Consider the following 17345-nt stretch of genomic DNA (forward strand, 5'->3'; position numbering starts at 1 on the left):
GTCAGCGCGCGATCCCCCGCCCGTCCCTGGCCTGGTCCAGCACGCGGTGGAAGCGGGCCACGTCCTCGTCGCTGAAGCGCTCCACGAAGCTGCGCAGTGTCGCTCCGGGATCGGGGCCGTCGTTGAGCACCTCGTCCATCATCCGGGCCGTGTACTCGGCGTGGCTCTCCTTGGCCCAGTAGACCCAGGCGCGGCCGGACTTGCGGCGGTCCACCAGGCCCTTGTGGAAGAGGATGTTGGCGACGGTCATGACGGTCGTGTAGGCGATCTCGCGCTCGTAGACCATGGTCTCGCGTACCCGTCGGACCGGCAGCGGTGTCTCGGACCGCCACAGTGCGTCCATGATGGCCGCTTCGAGTTCCCCAAGCCCCCTCATGGCGATGTCACTCCCCGTGTCTCCAGAGTTCGTATCGCGATCGTAGGCACGGGAGGGCCCCGTGTGTGGGAAAACCCCGGAGAGGACACAGATACGCCCGCACGCGGTGGCCGGAACCGGCGTTTTCACACCGGCGGGGCCCGCACGGGAGAGAAAGGGCGCGGCCGTGGGCGCGCGACAGGAAGGGGCGGAAGGGGCCGCGGCTCGCCGAGGGGCCGAGAGCGGATGTGCGCCGGAGCGGATGTGCGTTGGAGGCCGGGCCCGGGAACCCCTCCATCCCCGCTGGATGTCGCGGAAGGGCCCCCGGCCGTCCTGCCCGGCCTCGCACACACGTTCTGACGCGACCCCCGCCCGAGCGGTTCCACGTGTTCCGCGCCACACTCGGCGTGGCCGGTCGCGGCCATCTCTTTCACACGCGAGAACCCTCAGGAACCAGCACAAATGCGACACGATGGATACCCTGGGCAAGGAGATCCACACGCACAGGCAACGGCTCTGTGAAAGATTGTTAGCTATCTCCTAGTTTCATCAACCCTCGTGTTCCCCCGCAGGAGGCCGGTACAAGTAGCCTGGTACCCGACGAGTGCTGGCCAGGTCAGATGCTCTCCACTGACGTGGGGACGCTCCCGATTCTTCTTGAGCCCGCCTTGCCAGCAGCCACCCGTCTTCCTACACATTCACAAGCGAGCTGCGGAAGTGGGCGATCTCCGCCGTGTCGTCTGAGGCGTCTCAACCCCTGACAGATTTCGGCCCGAACGAGTGGTTGGTCGAGGACCTTTACCAGAAGTACCTCACCGACCCGAATTCGGTTGACAAGGCTTGGTGGAACTTCTTCGCGGACTACAAGCCCGCGGAAACGGCCAGCGGAAGGGGTGGGGGCACTGCGAAGGCGCAGGTAGACACGACCCCCAAGGCCCCGGCCGCGCCGGAACAGAAGAAGAAGTCCGCACCGGCCCCGGCACCCAAGAAGGACGACTCCCTCGAGGTCAAGCAGGAGCGTCTGCGCGGAGCACCCGCGCGGACCGCGACCAACATGGAGTCGAGCCTGACGCTGCCGACCGCGACGAGCGTGCGTGCAGTGCCGGTGAAGCTGCTGTTCGACAACCGCATCGTCATCAACAACCATCTCCGGCGCGGGCGCGGTGGGAAGGTCTCCTTCACCCACCTCATCGGCTTCGCCATGGTCAAGGCCCTCAAGGCCATGCCCGAGATGAACCACTCCTACGTGGAGGTCGACGGCAAGCCCGGTGTCGCCAAGCCCGAACACGTGAACTTCGGTCTGGCGATCGACCTCCAAAAGCCCGACGGCTCCCGTCAGCTGGTCGTGCCCTCCATCAAGGGCTCCGACGAGATGGACTTCACGGAGTTCTGGAGCGGCTACGAGGACCTGGTCCGCAAGGCCCGCAACAACAAGCTGGGCGTGACGGACTTCCAGGGCACCACGATCAGCCTGACCAACCCGGGCGGCATCGGCACCGTGCACTCCGTGCCGCGCCTGATGCCCGGGCAGGGCACCATCCTCGGCGTGGGCGCGATGGAGTACCCGGCCGAGTTCCAGGGCGCCAGCCAGGACACCCTGGCCGACCTGGGCATCAGCAAGGTCATGACGCTGACGTCCACCTACGACCACCGCATCATCCAGGGCGCGCAGTCCGGTGAGTTCCTCAAGCGGATCCACCAGCTGCTGCTCGGCGACGACGGTTTCTACGACGAGATCTTCCGTTCGCTGCGCATCCCCTACGAGCCGGTGCGCTGGGTCCAGGACATCCGCGTCAACACGGCCACCCAGCTCGACAAGACCACCCGGGTCCAGGAGCTGATCCACGCCTACCGCGTGCGCGGCCACCTCATGGCCGACACCAACCCGCTCGACCACGAGCAGCGCCGCCACCCCGACCTGGACGTGCTGGAGCACGGTCTCACCCTGTGGGACCTGGACCGCTCCTTCCCGACCGGCGGCTTCGGCGGCAAGCAGGTCATGAAGCTCCGGGACATCCTGGGCGTGCTGCGCGACACCTACTGCCGCACGGTGGGTATCGAGTACATGCACATGCAGAGCCCGGAGGAGCGGGAGTGGATCCAGTCGCACGTCGAGCGCGAGCACGAGAAGCTCGACCGCGACGAGCAGCTGCACATCCTGCACCGGCTCAACAGCGCCGAGGCCTTCGAGACCTTCCTGCAGACGAAGTACGTCGGCCAGAAGCGCTTCTCGCTGGAGGGCGGCGAGTCCCTGATCCCGCTGCTGGACGGTGTGATCTCCAAGGCGGCCAAGGCCGACCTGGACGAGGCCGTCATCGGCATGGCCCACCGCGGCCGGCTCAACGTGCTGGCCAACATCTGCGGCAAGTCCTACGGGCAGATCTTCGGTGAGTTCGAGGGCAACCTCGACCCCCGCAGCGCGCACGGCTCCGGTGACGTCAAGTACCACCTGGGCACCGAGGGCACCTTCGAAACGCGCGAGGGCGACCGGATCCACATCTCGCTGGCGGCCAACCCGTCGCACCTGGAGACCGTCAACCCGGTCGCCGAGGGCATCGTCCGCGCCAAGCAGGACCTGCTCAACAAGGGCCCGCAGGGCTTCACGGTCCTGCCCATCCTGATCCACGGCGACGCCGCGTTCGCCGGTCAGGGCGTGGTCGCCGAGACGCTGAACCTGTCCCAGCTGCGCGGTTACCGGACCGGCGGCACGGTGCACGTCATCGTCAACAACCAGGTGGGCTTCACCACCTCGCCGTCCGACAGCCGTTCCAGCGTGTACGCCACCGACGTCGCGCGGATGGTGCAGGCGCCGATCTTCCACGTCAACGGGGACGACCCCGAGGCCGTGGTCCGGGTCGCGCACCTGGCCTTCGCCTACCGTCAGACGTTCAACAAGGACGTCGTCATCGACATGGTGTGCTACCGTCGGCGCGGTCACAACGAGGGCGACAACCCCGCGTTCACCCAGCCGCTGATGTACGACGTCATCGACGCCAAGCGCTCCACCCGCAAGCTGTTCACCGAGGCCCTCATCGGCCGCGGCGACATCACGGTGGAGGAGGCGGAGTCGGCGCTGCGCGACTACCAGAGCGAGTTGGAGCGCGCCTTCACCGAGACCCGCGAGGTCGAGAAGAACCCGGTCGAGGCCGGCTCCGTCATCAAGCCGGAGGTGTTCACCGAGGGCCGTCTGGACCACTCCAAGGTCGAGACCGCCATCAGCACCGAGACGGTCAAGCGGGTCATCGACACCCAGGTGTCGCTGCCGGAGGGCTTCAAGCCGCACCCGCGGCTGGCGCCGCAGATCTCCCGCAGGGCGCAGACCGTCCAGGACGACGCCATCGACTGGGCGACCGGTGAGCTGCTGGCCTTCGGGTCGCTGCTGCTCGACGACCACCCCGTGCGGCTGATCGGCCAGGACAGCCGCCGAGGGACGTTCGGTCAGCGGCACGCCACGCTGATGGACCGCGAGACCGGCGAGACGCACACGCCGCTCAAGCAGTTCGACTCGGGCACCACCCGGTTCCACGTGCACGACTCCCTGCTGAGCGAGTACGCGGCGCTGGGCTTCGAGTACGGCTACTCGCTGACCCGCCCCGAGGCGCTGGTCATGTGGGAGGCGCAGTTCGGTGACTTCGTCAACGGCGCGCAGACCATCATCGACGAGTACATCAGCGCGGGCGAGCAGAAGTGGGGCCAGCGCTCCAGCGTGACCCTGCTGCTGCCGCACGGCTACGAGGGCCAGGGGCCGGACCACTCGTCCGCCCGCATCGAGCGGTTCCTGCAGCAGTGCGCGCAGGAGAACATGACCGTCGCGATGCCGACCACCCCGGCGAGCTACTTCCACCTGCTGCGCTGGCAGGCGAAGTCGCCGCTGGAGCGTCCGCTGATCGTCTTCACGCCCAAGAAGCTGCTGCGTCTGAAGGCGGCCACCTCGGCGGCCGAGGACTTCACGACGGGCCACTTCCAGCCGCTGATCAAGGACGACTCGATCGCGCCGGAGAAGGTCCGCCGGGTGGTGCTCTGCTCGGGCAAGATCTACTACGACCTGGATGAGGCGCGCCGCAACAGCGGTGACAAGCACACCGCCATCATCCGGACGGAGCGGCTCTACCCGCTGCCGATCGAGGAGATCCGCGAGCAGCTCAAGTCCTTCCCGAACGCGGGCGAGGTCCTGTGGGTGCAGGAGGAGCCGGCGAACATGGGGCCGTGGCCGTTCGTGGCGCTGGTCTTCTCCGAGCAGCTCGACCGTCCGTTCACCCGGATCTCGCGTCCGGCCGGTTCCGCGCCCGCGGCCGGTTCGGCCAAGCGGCACGAGGCCGAGCAGCGCGCCCTGGTGGACACGGTCTTCCCGCCGGCGGACTAGCCGATGTACTACACCGATCGCGGAATCGAGGAGCTGGAGAAGCGCCGCGGCGAGGAGGAGGTCAGTTTCGGCTGGCTCGCCGAGCAGCTGCGGACCTTCACCGACGTGCACCCCGAGTTCGAGACGCCCGTCGACCGGCTGGCCACCTGGTTGGCACGGCTGGACGACGAGGACGAGGAGTAGGCGGCACCTGACGGAAGGGGCCCGGATCGCGCACGCGATCCGGGCCCCTTCCGCGTGCGCGGTGTCAGTCCGTGGCGCGCAGCCACGCCCGGCTGGCCTTGGTGGTCAGCAGCAGCAGGAACAGGGCGGGGACCAACAGCCGCGGCACGACCACGAACGTCCAGGCCATCACCCCGACCACCCAGTGGTCCACCAGCGGGTCCCCGGCGAGCAGCATCGCCGTGTCGGCCATGATCACGAGCGCGTCGAGGGCCAGGATGACGAGCACGGTGTCGCGGGCGTCCCGTCCCCCCTTGCCCAGAAGGACCGCGGCGGCGGTGTAGGCGATCGTGCCGAGCAGGTACATGAGAGCCCAGCCCCAGAGCCGGGGTACGGAGACGCCCAACTCGGCGAGCCACTCGCGGTAGCCGGGCGGGGTGTAGAAGTACAGGCTGAGCAGCAGGAACGCGACGAAGAGGAACGTCAGTGCGCTGAGGGTCGCCTTCAGGCTGAAGAGTGCCCGCAGGACGCGGAGGGCTCGGGGCATGGCCGGAGGTGCAGCGGCCGTCGCTCGGAGGGGGACCGGTTCCCGCGGGAGTGAGGCGGGTTCTGGGGGATGCACGGGGGATCAACCTTTTCTGTCCGGATTCATTGAGAGCGGTCCCATTGAATCGCAGGTCAGGGGTCTCCCCCGCCACCGGCTGGGCTCAGGCCCTACGTCCGAACCGTGCGTCCGGCGCGTTGCCTGATCAATTCGCTGAGGCACTCCTCTGGACGGGTGACGGACACCCTCACCCGGGCCGTGGTGACGCCGAGGAAGGTGTACTGGTCGTCTTCGACCCGTACGGCCGCCTGGCCGAGGTACGGGTCGCAGCACAGCGTGGGCGTGAGTTCGCCCCGGTGCATCGTCTGGGCGAGCTTGCTGCCCAGTTGCCGGTCGGCCAGCGCCCGCTGGAGGTCACGGAGGTAAGCGATGCGAGGGTCGTGGAGTTCCATGCGCCCAGAGTCCGCCGACCAGCGTGTCTCCCTCCACTACCTGTGCGATTCTCGTAACTTCCTGACAGATTCTGGGAGCCGCGCGTAATCTTGCGCGTATGAGCGAACCCCCCTTCCAGGAAGTGCTCACCACCTACCGCGAACTCTCGGGACTGACCCAGCAACAGTTGGCCTCCCACCTCGGCTGCTCGGCCGCGTCCGTGTCCAGGTGGGTATGCGGGCACGCTCTGCCCTTCCGGGAGACCGCCGAACAGCTGGACCAGCTATTGAGCGCACAAGGCAAGCTCATTTCCGCGTGGCGACTAGCCAGGTCAGGGAAGTCCACACCGGAATGGGCCAGGCCGCTCATGAACATCGAGACGCGTGCACGGCACGTCCAGGCCGCCTCGCCCGCCCTGGTCCCCGGGTATCTCCAGAGCCCCCTGTACGCCGGTGCCGTGTTCCGCGCGTGGTACCCCGCCGCCTCCGACGAGGAGATCGCGCGTCTCGCACGGATCCGCACCGAGCGGTTGCCCCAGGTACCTCAGCTTCGGATCACGGCGGTCTTTCCCATCTACGGGATCACGAGCTTCGACGACACTGTGCGCAAGGAGCAGGCAGCGCATCTGACCACGCTCTCCGAGGAGGGGCGGGTGCGGGTCCACCTGGTTCCGGAGGGGTCAATCCTGTTGAGCGTGACCTCACCGGTGCTGGTGTTCCGCCTGGATTCGGGTGAGACCGTTATCTCCAGTGATCACATAGACGGTAACGTCATCTACGACGCCGACCGTAATGACAGGCTCTCCGCGCTGGTCACGGGAGCCATGGCGGACGCGCTCCCCGCCCGACTCTCTCTCGAAGCTCTGAAGGATCTCGCATGAACGATTGGCACAAGAGCACCTACAGCAACACCGGGGGCAATTGCGTTGAGGTCCGCGAGCATGCGACTGGCGCGGACGTCCGCGACACCCAGAACCGGGACGCCGGGCACCTGACGGTCCCCCGCGCCGAGTGGACGGCCCTGCTCGCCGGGGTGCGCTCCGTGGCTTAGGCGTCCCCGCCCGGCGACGGACCCGAGCCCTCGGCCCCCAAGAACCACGCGAACCCCCGGACCGGCGTCCGGGGGTTCGTCGTGTCCGGCTCCGGGAGAACCCGGAGCCGTCCCCGAAACGCCCCCGGAAATCCGCGACATATCTTGAGTTACCCCCACTCGCGACATATCGTGAAGACATCGAGCGAGTGAAAGGGTGCACGATGGCACGCTGGACCATCGATCAGCCGATGACACAGACCCTGGACGGCATCGTCGCACTGCGCGTCCGGATCATCGGCGGTCACGTCAACATCCTCCCCACCGACGACCCGGTCACCTTCGAGGTGACCGACATCGTCGGCGAGCCCGTCCTGGTCACCCAGGAGGCGGGCATCCTCACCATCCACTACGAGGACCTCACCGGCCACGGCCTCCTCGAACGGCTGCGTCCCATCCAGCTCAACAGCTACAAGGGCATGGGTACCCGCAAGGCCACCGTCAACCTGCGGATCCCCGCGGACTGCCCGGTCGAGGTCTCCACGGTCAGCGCGCCCGTGGTCGCCGCCGGCCTCAGCTCCCGCACGAGCATCAAGACCGCGTCCGGCGAGATCACCCTGGACGACGTGACCGGCGAGACCGAGGTGACCACGGCCTCCAGCAACGCGTCCGTGCGCGGACCGCGGGGCAGCCTGAGCTTCAACAGCGTCAGCGGTCAGCTCGCCGTGGCAGGAGGGCGGCTCTCCGACTTCAGGGCCAAGACGGCCTCCGGCCAGGTCCTCGCCGACACCGACATCGCCCCCTCCGGGCGGGTCCGCCTCAACTCGGTCTCCGGCGAGATCGCCCTGCGAGTGCCCTCCGAGACCTCCGCGACGGTGGAGATGCGCTCGGTCAAGGGCAAGCTGGACTCCGACTTCGGCCTGGACCGGCGCACCGCGCCCGCCCGCAGCATCCTCAGCGGGAAGATCGGCGTCGGCGTCGACCCCGCGACCATCACGACCACCACCGTGTCCGCCCGTACCGCGCTGCTGCGCCGCGCACCCGAGGCGCCCGCGGCGATCCCCGAGGGAGCCCCTGAATGAGCACCATCTTCGGCCACGGCAGACTCCGGCTGTACCTGCTCAAGCTGCTGGACGAGAGCCCTCGCCACGGCTACGAGATCATCAGCCTGCTGCGCGACCGCTTCCTGGGCGTGTACTCGCCCTCGCCCGGCACCATCTACCCCCGACTGGCCCGTCTGGAGGAGGAAGGGCTGGTCACCCACACCGAGGAGGGCGGCCGCAAGGTCTACAGCCTCACCGACAAGGGGCGTGCCGAGCTGCGCGAGCGCAGCGGCGACCTGGACGATCTGGAGCGCGAGATCACCGACTCCGTGCGCGACATCGCGCGCGCGGTCAAGCAGGACGTGCGCGCCACCATCAGCTCGCTGCGCGAGGAGCTGAAGTTCGCCGCGGGCGGCGTGCGCCGCTCCGAGCCCGAGTCCGCCGACCCGGGGCCCGGCCAGGACCGGGCGAAGGAGGAGCAGGCGTCGGCGAACGCCTCCGACACCTCCGAGCAGACGGGTGAGGGCGGGTCCGAGCAGGGCAAGGACGGCGACCGCGGCCGCTGCGGCCCCGAGGGCAGCCCGTGGGCCCGCGAGTGGGAGCGCTTCGCCCAGGGCTTCGGAGCGTTCGGCGCCGTGTGGGGCCGGGGCGACTCCGAGCGCCAGGGAGCACCGGAGTTCGACCAGGCGCTGCGCGACTTCAGCGAGCGCGTCCGCGACGTCACCCGCGAGGCGGGCCACGTGGGCGAGGCCGCCGCGCGCGACCTGCGCCGCATCCTCGACGACACCATCGAGGTGATCCGCAAGGACATGCGCCACTGGGGTCCGGTCCGCGACGAGAAGGAGGGCCCCGAGGCCGCTCCGGGCGACACTCCGCCCTCGTCCGACACCGAGACGCCCGCGCCCGCGCCGGAGGCCGACGCTCCGTCGGACACCGGTGCGCCGGACCAGGGCACCGAGGCCCCGGAGGCCACGCCGATGCCGCCGTCCGGCGGGTCCGGCGGGTCCGGTGACCCGTGGAGCGAGGCCGTCGACCACCCCGAGCGGCCTGGCGAGGACAAGTAGGACCGACGAGGACAGACCCGGAGGCGCCGCGGGGGCGTGCCCTCCGGGTCTGTTCGTGCGTCAGGGCACGGTGTCGGCCACCGGCGTCGGCTAGTCGAGGACCGCGGTGGCCTCGACCTCGACCAGGAGGTCCGGTTCGCCCAGCGCGGCCACGCCCAGCAGGGTGATCGGCTTGACCGGGTCGACGCCCAGCTTCTCCGCCGCCCGGCCCACCCCCTCGCCCAGGAGCGCCATCTTGTCGGGCGTCCAGTCGACGACGTAGACGCTCAGCTTCGCGACGTCGTCGAAGGACCCGCCGACCTCGGCCAGCGCGGTGGCGACGTTGAGGTAGCACTGCTCGACCTGGGCGGCGAGGTCGCCTGCGCCCACGGGCCGACCGTCGGCGTCGCGGGCGACCTGCCCGGCGAGGAACACCAGCTTCGATCCGGTGGCGATCGACAGCTGCCGGTAGGCCTCGGGCTTCGGCAGTCCCTCGGGGTTGACCAGCGTCACGGACATGCACGGCCTCTTCTCTTGGCGTCAGGAGCGGGAGAGCGTCCCGGCCAAAGCATAGCGTTGATATGTATTGTGGGGCCATGGCGAGAACGAAGGACCCCGCGATCCGCTCCCTGCTGCTCGACAGGGCCGCGCGGATGCTGCGGACGAGGCAGCCGGTCACCCTCCGGACGCTGGTCGCGGGGACGGGCGTGTCGACGATGGCCGTCTACACCTACTTCGACGGCATGGACGGCCTGTGGAAGGCGTTGCGGCAGGAGGGCTTCACCCGCCTGGCCGCCGAACTCGGGGGCGTCGAGGCGTCCGCGGACCCGGTGCGGGACCTCGCCGCACTCGGCGCCGCCTACGTGGCCAACGCCCGGGAGAACCCCGATCTCTACCGCGTCATGTTCGACGCGGGCTTCGACCTCGAGGACGCCGGCGCCGCGGACGCGACCCTGCACGCTCTCGTCCGCGCCGTCGAACGGGCCAAGGAGAGCGGTCGCTTCCACGACACGGTCGACCCTCTGCGACTGGCCACGCAGAGCTGGACCATCGGGCACGGGCTCGCCTCGCTCGTGGCCACCGGCCCGCTGCCGCACGAGGCGCTCGGGCACGGCGTGCCCCTGCTGACCGCGCTCTTCACCAGCGCGGGGGACGCACCCGAGCGGTGCCGCCGGTCGGTCGAACTCGGCTGGGAGCGACTGCTCCCGCCCGAGGGGGACCGGACTCCTCGATGAGGACGACGCGCGCCTCGCGCGGGTCGGCGACGGACGCAGCGGGATCGACACCGTCGAGATCCGTGCGCGGGCGGCGCGGACGCGAAGCGGGCCCGGCGCGATCGCGCCGGGCCCGCTCCATGCCGGGTCCGCGTCAGCGGCGGGCGACGCCGTCCTTGCGCGCCTGCTCGGCGATCGCCTCGGCGACCGCCGGGGCCACCCGCTCGTCGAAGGGGCTCGGGATGACGTAGTCGGCGGTCAGGTCATCACCCACGAGGGCGGCCAGCGCGGTGGCGGCGGCCAGCTTCATGTTCTCGGTGATGTCCGTGGCGCCGGCGTCGAACGCGCCCCGGAACACGCCGGGGAAGGCCAGCACGTTGTTGATCTGGTTCGGGAAGTCGCTGCGCCCGGTGGCGACGACGCTCGCGTACTTGCGGGCGACGTCGGGGTGCACCTCCGGGTTGGGGTTGGCCATCGCGAAGATGATCGAGTCGTCGGCCATCGTGGCCACGACCGACTCGGGCACCTCGCCCGCCGACAGGCCGATGAACACGTCGGCCCCGACCAGCGCGCTCTCGATGGAGCCGCGCACCCCGGCCCGGTTGCTGATGTCGGCCAGCTCCTGCTTGACCGGCGTCAGGCCCTCGCGGCCCTGGTAGATCATGCCCTTGGAGTCGGCCACGGCGATGTCGCCGATACCGCCGTCGAGCAGCATCTTGGTGACGGCGACGCCCGCGGCGCCTGCACCGGACACCACGGCGCGCAGGTCGCCCAGGGTGCGCCCGGTCAGGCGCGCGGCGTTGTGCAGGGCGGCGACCGTCACGATCGCGGTGCCGTGCTGGTCGTCGTGGAAGACGGGGATGTCCAGGCGCTCGCGCAGCTTGCGCTCGATCTCGAAGCAGCGCGGCGCGGCGATGTCCTCCAGGTTGATGCCGCCGAAGGACGGTGCCATCCGCACGACCGTCTCGACGATCTCGTCGACGTCGGTGCAGGCCAGCGCGATGGGCACGGAGTCGACGCCGCCGAACTGCTTGAACAGCAGCGACTTGCCCTCCATGACCGGCAGGGAGGCCTCGGGGCCGATGTCCCCCAGGCCGAGCACGGCGGTGCCGTCGGTGACGACGGCGACCAGGTTGCTCTTCCAGGTGTGGGTCTCGACGAGCTCGGGGGTCTCGGCGATGGCGTCGCACACACGGGCCACGCCCGGGGTGTAGGCCAGCGCCAGGCCCGCGTGGTCGCTGACGTCGACGGAGGAGGTCACCTGCAGCTTGCCGCCCCGGTGCAGGGCGAAGGCGGGATCCTCATCCAGATGGGCATAGGCGTTCTGGGTACGCGAATCGGTGGTCACTTCTCAAACCCCTCGGTCTGCGTGTACGCCCGCGTCGGCCATGACGGGGCGGACTGAACGATGGAGCGGTTCGCGCGCGATGACGTGTGGGTGCTAGGGGAGCCCTCCTCGGCGCCGGTCGGCCATGACCGGATGTGTCGCCGGAGGGGGACAGTCTTCGCCTGACTCTTATGCGAGTACTGCGCGGCCGCCTCTCACGGGGATGACCCGTTACGCAATCCTCTCACAACGGTGACCCGAGGAGCATCGCGGGTCGGGACGATGTGATGTCACCGGTACAAGATGGTTTGACACATAATGTCCTGAACGGTGCTCATGATCGACATGCGGCCTTTCTGCCGACTGTTCATCGGGCACGCCGTGCGCTAGAAGGAGACCCTGACCATGGCCACGCACAAGCCACTGTCGCATCGCACGTCCCTCGCGGCCCTGGCGGCCGCCGGCGTGCTCACCCTGTCCGCCTGTGGCGGCGGGGAGGACGACACCGCCTCCGAGACCCCCGAGGCCCCCGAGGTGTCCGCCGACGAGGAGCTCGCGGCCATGGTGCCCGACGACATCCGCGAGGCCGGCACCGTCAGCATCGGCGTGGAGTCGGAGTACCCGCCCGGCGAGTTCCTCGACGAGGACGGCCAGACGGTCCTGGGCTTCAACGTCGACCTGCTCGACGCCGCCCTGGCCAAGCTGGACCTGGAGTCGGAGTGGGTCTCGGCCAACTTCGACTCCATCATCATCGGCGTCGACACCGGCACCTACGACCTCGGCTCCTCCTCCTTCACCATCACGGAGGAGCGTATGGAGGCCGTGAACATGGTCGGCTACTTCTCCTCCGGCACCCAGTGGTTCGTCCAGTCCGGCAACCCCGAGGGCGTCGACCCGGAGAACCCCTGCGGCCTGCGCGTGGCCGTGCAGTCGGGCACGACCCACGACGAGGACATCGAGGCCCGCAGCGAGGCCTGCGTCGAGGAGGGCGAGGACCCGATCACGATCGAGAAGTTCCAGAGCCAGCCCCAGGCCACCGAGACCATCGTCTCCGGCCTGAACGACGCCTCGCTCGCCGACATGCCGACCGCCGCCTACGCCCTGGAGCAGACCGGCGAGGGCGTGCTGGAGTTCGTCGGGGACCAGTACGACGCGGCGCCGTACGGCATCGTCACGCACAAGGACGACCCGGAGATGGCCGAGGCCCTGGCCGCGGCGTTCAACTCCATCATGGAGGACGGCACCTACCAGCAGATCCTGGACGAATGGGGCATCAGCGCCGGCGCGATCGAGGCCGCCGAGGTCAACCCCTCCGTCGAGGAGTAGTAGAGCCAGGACCACCACGAGCGAAAGTCTGACCCTTGTCATCACCGAAGGAGCCGCCCAGCGGCCCGGGGGCGGCGACCCCGTCCCCGGGCCGGTCGGCCGACCCCATCACCGCCGTCCCCGTCCGCTACCCCGAGCGGTGGGCGGCCGCCGGCGCCATCCTGGTCCTCGCGGCCATGTTCGTGCACATGCTGTTCACGAACGACGCGTTCAACTGGCCGTTCATGTGGGACAACATGTTCTCGCCGCCGGTCGTGCGCGGTGTGTGGATCACTCTCAGCGCGACCGTCCTGTCCATGGTCATCGGTGTCGTCCTGGGCGTGCTCCTGGCGGTCATGCGGCTGTCGGGCAACCCCGTCCTGGTGACGGTCTCCTGGATGTACACCTGGTTCTTCCGCGGTGTGCCCCGCCTCGTGCTGGCGGTGCTCTTCGGCAACCTGGCCATCCTGTACTCGACCATCGCCATCGGCCTGCCCTTCGACAACTACTGGATGCCGTGGCTCGGCCTGGAGGGCGACGCCCGCTTCTTCGAGATCGACGCCCGCACCCTGCTGAGCGGCTACACCGCGGGCCTGCTCGCGCTGTCGCTGTCCGAGGGCGCCTACATGGCGGAGATCATCCGCGCGGGCCTGCAGTCGGTGGACAAGGGCCAGACCGAGGCGGCCCAGGCCCTGGGCATGAGCCGGTCCAAGGTGCTGAGCCGGATCACCCTGCCCCAGGCGATGCGCGTGGTCATCCCGCCGACGGGCAACGAGACCATCGCGATGCTCAAGGACACGGCCCTGCTGGCCTACGTCCCGGTGACGATCGAGCTCTTCTACCAGCTCCAGGCGATCGGCACGCGCAGCTACCAGATCTTCCCGATGCTGGTCGCGGCCTGCCTGTGGTACCTGGCGATCACCAGCGTGCTGATGGTCGGCCAGTACTTCATCGAACGCCGGTTCAACCGGAGCGGACGCGGTGTCAAGGACCGCATCGTCGGAGGTAGGCACTGATGTCGCAGACCAACGAGTCGGTCGTGGAGACCGCCGAGGGCACCGCGCTGCCCGCCGACGCCCTCGTCGTGGCCGAGGACGTGCACAAGAACTTCGGCCGCCTGGAGGTCCTCAAGGGGATCGACCTGCAGGTCCGGCGGGGCGAGGTCATGTGCATCATCGGCCCGTCCGGGTCGGGCAAGTCCACGTTCCTGCGCTGCGTCAACCACCTGGAGAAGCTGTCCGCCGGGCGGCTGTGGGTCAACGGCGAGCTCATGGGCTACCGGCAAAGGCGCGGGCGCCTGTACGAGCTGCGGGACACCGAGATCGCCCTCCAGCGCAGCGACATCGGCATGGTGTTCCAGCGCTTCAACCTGTTCCCGCACCTGACCGTGCTCGGCAACGTCATCGAGGCGCCCGTGCAGGTCAAGCGCAAGCCCAAGTCCGAGGCCCTGGCCCTGGGCCTGGAACTGCTGGAGCGGGTGGGCCTGCCGGACAAGGCCAACGCCTACCCCGAACAGCTCTCCGGCGGCCAGCAGCAGCGCGTGGCGATCGCCCGCGCGCTGGCCATGGAGCCGTCGCTGATGCTCTTCGACGAGCCGACCAGCGCCCTGGACCCGGAGCTGGTCGGTGAGGTCCTGGACGTCATGCGCGACCTCGCCGAGGGCGGTATGACGATGGTGGTCGTCACCCACGAGATGGGCTTCGCCCGTGAGGTCGGCGACTCCCTGGTGTTCATGGACGACGGCATGGTCGTGGAGAGCGGTGTGCCCGCCGACGTGCTGAGCGACCCCCGGCACGAGCGCACCCGGGCGTTCCTGTCCAAGGTCCTCTGAGCACGCCCCCGGACCGCTGACGCCGACACGGGCCCCGCACTCCCCCGGAGTGCGGGGCCCGGCGCGTGTCGCGGACCGGGGCGGGTCGCGGCCGACACGCGCGCTCCCCTTGACCCGGCGCCGCGCCGGTACCAGAGTCGGAACGTGACCCTGCCTCAGGGAGTGACGATGGACGCGCGAACGGAAGAGGCACGCAGGCTGTGGGACCGCAGGGCGGCCGCGTGCGACCGCTGGGGCCGCGCCGAGCGCGTGGCGCTGCGGAGCAGCCGAGAGCTGCTGTGCTCGGGTGCCCGCGGGCGCACCCTGGAAGTGGCCGTCGGGACCGGGCGGAACCTGGAGTACTACCCGCCGGGCGTGGAGTTGACCGGCATCGACGTGAGCGCGGCGATGCTGGCCCGAGCGCGTCGGCGGGCCGAGGAGGTCGGCCGGCGCGTCGCCCTGGTGGAGGCCGACGCCCAGGACCTGCCGTTCGAGGAGGAATCCTTCGACACCGTGCTGTGCACCCTGTCGATGTGCGCGATCCCCGACCAGGGCCGCGCGCTCGCCGAGATGTACCGGGTCCTGGTGCCGGGCGGCCGGCTGCTGATGGTGGACCACATCGAGTACGCCCGCGCCCCGTTGCGGTGGATCGAGCGCCGGCGCGCTCACCCGCGCGGACTGCCCCGGGACCTGGCTCTGGCGGCCGGCTTCGCGGTCGGCCACCACGACCGCCTGTTCCTCGGCCTGGTCGAGCGACTGGTCGCCCACCGGCCCGCCTGATCCGGGTCCGTTCCCCGCATATCCTGGGAGGTCCTGCCCCACGACCGAGGTGATCCGATGATCCGTCCTGCCCGACCCGACGACGCGCCCGCCATCTTCCGCATGATCGGGGACCTGGCGGAGTACGAGAAGGAGCCGGAGTCGGTCACCGCCACCGAGGACGACATCCGCGAGGCGCTGTTCGGGCCCGAGCCCGCCGCCTTCTGCCACATCGCGGAGCACACCGGCGAGGACGGCTCCGTCGAGTACGCCGGGTTCGCCCTGTGGTTCCTCACCTTCTCCACCTGGACGGGACAGCGCGGCATCCACCTGGAGGACCTGTTCGTCCACCCGCACATGCGCGGCCACGGCTACGGCCTGGCCCTGCTCAGGGAGCTCGCGGCGATCTGCGTCGAACGCGGCTACCCGCGGCTGGAGTGGGCGGTGCTGGACTGGAACGGGCCCGCGATCAGGTTCTACGACTCGCTGGGCTCCTCCTCGCTGGACGAGTGGACGGACCGTCGCCTGGACGGCGCCGCACTCGCCGCTCTGGGCTCCAGAGCGGGTTGAGGAGGTCCGTCCGTCTCGTCCGGTCGGGGATGATGTGGACACGATCTCGTCTCCCTGCGTCAGCGCGGGGGTGAAACGAGATACATTGCAGTCAAGCGGCAACCTCGCCCCCCGAAGGAGGGACGTGACCGAAGAAACCGCTGTGCCCACGGCCGACGCCATCGGCGTCCGGGACGCTGTCACCGTCAACATGCCCGCGGACAGCGCCTATCTGTCCGTGCTGCGGACGGCGACGGCGGGACTGGCCGCACGCCTCGACTTCACCCTCGACGAGATCGAGGACCTGAGGATCGGGGTCGACGAGGCGTGCGCGATGCTCCTCGCCCAGGCGTTGCCCGGCACAGAACTGACCACGGAATTCGAACTCACCCCTGAGGGGATGCGCATCTCCGTCTCGGTCCACACCGCCGACGGACGCCTTCCCGCCCGCGACACCTTCGCCTGGACCGTCCTGTCGGCGCTGGCCGGAGACGTCGACGCGGGGGTCGGTCCGGACGACAGCGTCTACATCGTCCTGTACAAGCGCCGCGGCACCCTGGAGTCGGCGTGAGCGAAAGGGGGCCCGCTCTGACAGCGAAGACCGAGCACGCGGTGCCCGACCGGGCCCGCGCGAGACAGTTGTTCGAGCGCCTGAACGAACTCGATGCCGATTCGGCGGAACGGCGCCGGATCCGTGACGAGCTCGTCGAGCTCCACCTGCCCTTGGTGGAGTACCTGGCCCGCAGGTTCCGCAACCGCGGAGAGTGGCTGGACGACCTCACCCAGGTGGCGACGATCGGGCTGATCAAGTCCATCGACCGCTTCGACCTGGAACGCGGGGTCGAGTTCTCCACCTATGCCACTCCGACGATCGTCGGGGAGATCAAGCGCCACTTCCGCGACAAGGGCTGGGCGGTGCGGGTGCCCCGCCGCCTGCAGGAGCTCAAGCTCTCGCTCACCAAGGCGGTGAGCGACCTGTCCCAGCGGGAGGGGCGCTCTCCCACGGTCGCCGAACTGGCCGCGCACCTGCAGATGACCGAGGAGGAGGTGCTGGAGGGCCTGGAGTCCGCCAACGCCTACTCGACGGTGTCGCTGGACGCGCCGGACAGCGGCGACGAGGACGCGCCCGCGGTGGCCGACTCGCTCGGCATCGTGGACGAGTCCCTGGAGGGCGTGGAGTACCGGGAGTCGCTGAAACCGCTCCTGGAGCAGCTTCCGCCACGGGAGAAGCGGATCCTGTTGCTGCGCTTCTTCGGCAACATGACCCAGTCGCAGATCGCCCAGGAACTGGGCATTTCCCAGATGCACGTCTCACGTCTGCTGGCCCGTACCCTGGCGCAGCTGCGCCAGGCCCTGACCACGGACGACTGAAGCACGGGCGGGGCGAGCGGTCCCGCCGACCCGCGCGCG

The 17345-nt window shown here is 69.5% G+C and carries 19 protein-coding genes; 14 read left to right on the top strand and 5 right to left on the bottom strand.

The window, feature by feature from the left end; genetic code table 11:
* Window position 1 precedes the first annotated feature (1 nt).
* A complete protein-coding gene (locus DFP74_RS04265) occupies window positions 2-376 on the bottom strand; it encodes a BlaI/MecI/CopY family transcriptional regulator (RefSeq protein ID WP_121180504.1) in 375 nt (124 codons plus the stop codon).
* Between the two features lie 712 nt (window positions 377-1088).
* Here DFP74_RS04265 and DFP74_RS04270 point away from each other — a divergent pair.
* Together DFP74_RS04270 and DFP74_RS04275 are read left to right on the top strand one after the other, a co-directional pair.
* A complete protein-coding gene (locus DFP74_RS04270) occupies window positions 1089-4718 on the top strand; it encodes a multifunctional oxoglutarate decarboxylase/oxoglutarate dehydrogenase thiamine pyrophosphate-binding subunit/dihydrolipoyllysine-residue succinyltransferase subunit (RefSeq protein WP_121180505.1) in 3630 nt (1209 codons plus the stop codon).
* Window positions 4719-4721: 3 nt separating this feature from the next.
* The gene (locus DFP74_RS04275) at window positions 4722-4901 is read left to right on the top strand and encodes a DUF6104 family protein (RefSeq protein WP_121180506.1); all 180 of its coding nucleotides are present in this window, start codon (window positions 4722-4724) and stop codon (window positions 4899-4901) included.
* Between the two features lie 64 nt (window positions 4902-4965).
* Here the strand turns inward: DFP74_RS04275 and DFP74_RS04280 are convergent, their stop codons facing one another.
* On the bottom strand, window positions 4966-5427 hold the full coding sequence (locus tag DFP74_RS04280) for a hypothetical protein (RefSeq protein ID WP_121180507.1): 462 nt from the start codon (window positions 5425-5427) through the stop codon (window positions 4966-4968).
* Window positions 5428-5594: 167 nt separating this feature from the next.
* A complete protein-coding gene (locus DFP74_RS04285; RefSeq protein ID WP_121180508.1) occupies window positions 5595-5876 on the bottom strand; it encodes a hypothetical protein in 282 nt (93 codons plus the stop codon).
* A gap of 98 nt (window positions 5877-5974) precedes the next feature.
* Between DFP74_RS04285 and DFP74_RS04290 the strand changes: the two genes are divergently transcribed.
* The 4 genes from DFP74_RS04290 (at window position 5975) to DFP74_RS04305 (ending at window position 8992) form a co-directional block, all read left to right on the top strand.
* Window positions 5975-6736 (top strand): Scr1 family TA system antitoxin-like transcriptional regulator, encoded by a 762-nt coding sequence (locus DFP74_RS04290; RefSeq protein WP_199725476.1) that lies wholly within the window; start codon window positions 5975-5977, stop codon window positions 6734-6736.
* Window positions 6733-6906: a DUF397 domain-containing protein gene (locus DFP74_RS04295; protein WP_121180510.1), complete on the top strand. Its 174-nt coding sequence runs from the start codon at window positions 6733-6735 to the stop codon at window positions 6904-6906. Before DFP74_RS04290 ends, DFP74_RS04295 begins: the two co-directional genes overlap by 4 nt.
* 203 nt (window positions 6907-7109) lie before the next feature.
* Entirely contained in the window at window positions 7110-7967 is an 858-nt protein-coding gene (locus DFP74_RS04300; RefSeq protein ID WP_121180511.1) for a DUF4097 family beta strand repeat-containing protein, read from the top strand.
* Window positions 7964-8992: a PadR family transcriptional regulator gene (locus DFP74_RS04305; RefSeq protein ID WP_121180512.1), complete on the top strand. Its 1029-nt coding sequence runs from the start codon at window positions 7964-7966 to the stop codon at window positions 8990-8992. The genes DFP74_RS04300 and DFP74_RS04305 overlap by 4 nt, the downstream gene beginning before the upstream one ends.
* Window positions 8993-9082: 90 nt before the next feature.
* Here the strand turns inward: DFP74_RS04305 and DFP74_RS04310 are convergent, their stop codons facing one another.
* Window positions 9083-9490 carry a RidA family protein gene (locus tag DFP74_RS04310; RefSeq protein ID WP_121180513.1) on the bottom strand — a complete coding sequence of 136 codons (408 nt, stop codon included), beginning with the start codon at window positions 9488-9490 and terminating at the stop codon, window positions 9083-9085.
* A gap of 77 nt (window positions 9491-9567) precedes the next feature.
* Here DFP74_RS04310 and DFP74_RS04315 point away from each other — a divergent pair, with 77 nt between their 5' ends.
* Window positions 9568-10206 (top strand): TetR/AcrR family transcriptional regulator, encoded by a 639-nt coding sequence (locus tag DFP74_RS04315; protein WP_121180514.1) that lies wholly within the window; start codon window positions 9568-9570, stop codon window positions 10204-10206.
* Window positions 10207-10339: 133 nt separating this feature from the next.
* On the opposite strand, the gene DFP74_RS04320 is transcribed toward DFP74_RS04315, so the two are convergent.
* A complete protein-coding gene (locus tag DFP74_RS04320; RefSeq protein WP_121180515.1) occupies window positions 10340-11533 on the bottom strand; it encodes an NADP-dependent malic enzyme in 1194 nt (397 codons plus the stop codon).
* A gap of 384 nt (window positions 11534-11917) precedes the next feature.
* Here DFP74_RS04320 and DFP74_RS04325 point away from each other — a divergent pair, with 384 nt between their 5' ends.
* From DFP74_RS04325 to DFP74_RS04355, 7 genes are all read left to right on the top strand, one after another.
* Window positions 11918-12838, top strand: coding sequence for an ABC transporter substrate-binding protein (locus DFP74_RS04325; RefSeq protein ID WP_121180516.1), 921 nt, complete (start codon window positions 11918-11920; stop codon window positions 12836-12838).
* 35 nt (window positions 12839-12873) lie between these two features.
* A complete protein-coding gene (locus tag DFP74_RS04330) occupies window positions 12874-13833 on the top strand; it encodes an amino acid ABC transporter permease (RefSeq protein ID WP_121180517.1) in 960 nt (319 codons plus the stop codon).
* On the top strand, window positions 13833-14648 hold the full coding sequence (locus DFP74_RS04335) for an amino acid ABC transporter ATP-binding protein (protein ID WP_121180518.1): 816 nt from the start codon (window positions 13833-13835) through the stop codon (window positions 14646-14648). Before DFP74_RS04330 ends, DFP74_RS04335 begins: the two co-directional genes overlap by 1 nt.
* A gap of 168 nt (window positions 14649-14816) precedes the next feature.
* Window positions 14817-15407 (top strand): class I SAM-dependent methyltransferase, encoded by a 591-nt coding sequence (locus DFP74_RS04340; RefSeq protein WP_121180519.1) that lies wholly within the window; start codon window positions 14817-14819, stop codon window positions 15405-15407.
* Between the two features lie 57 nt (window positions 15408-15464).
* Window positions 15465-15956, top strand: coding sequence for a GNAT family N-acetyltransferase (locus DFP74_RS04345; protein WP_121180520.1), 492 nt, complete (start codon window positions 15465-15467; stop codon window positions 15954-15956).
* Between the two features lie 124 nt (window positions 15957-16080).
* Window positions 16081-16506, top strand: a complete 426-nt coding sequence (locus DFP74_RS04350; protein ID WP_053615522.1) for an anti-sigma factor — start codon at window positions 16081-16083, stop codon at window positions 16504-16506.
* A 41-nt stretch (window positions 16507-16547) separates the two neighbouring features.
* Window positions 16548-17306, top strand: coding sequence for an RNA polymerase sigma factor SigF (locus DFP74_RS04355; RefSeq protein ID WP_082376087.1), 759 nt, complete (start codon window positions 16548-16550; stop codon window positions 17304-17306).
* Window positions 17307-17345: the final 39 nt, after the last annotated feature.

The organism is Nocardiopsis sp. Huas11 (assembly GCF_003634495.1).
GTDB lineage: Bacteria > Actinomycetota > Actinomycetes > Streptosporangiales > Streptosporangiaceae > Nocardiopsis.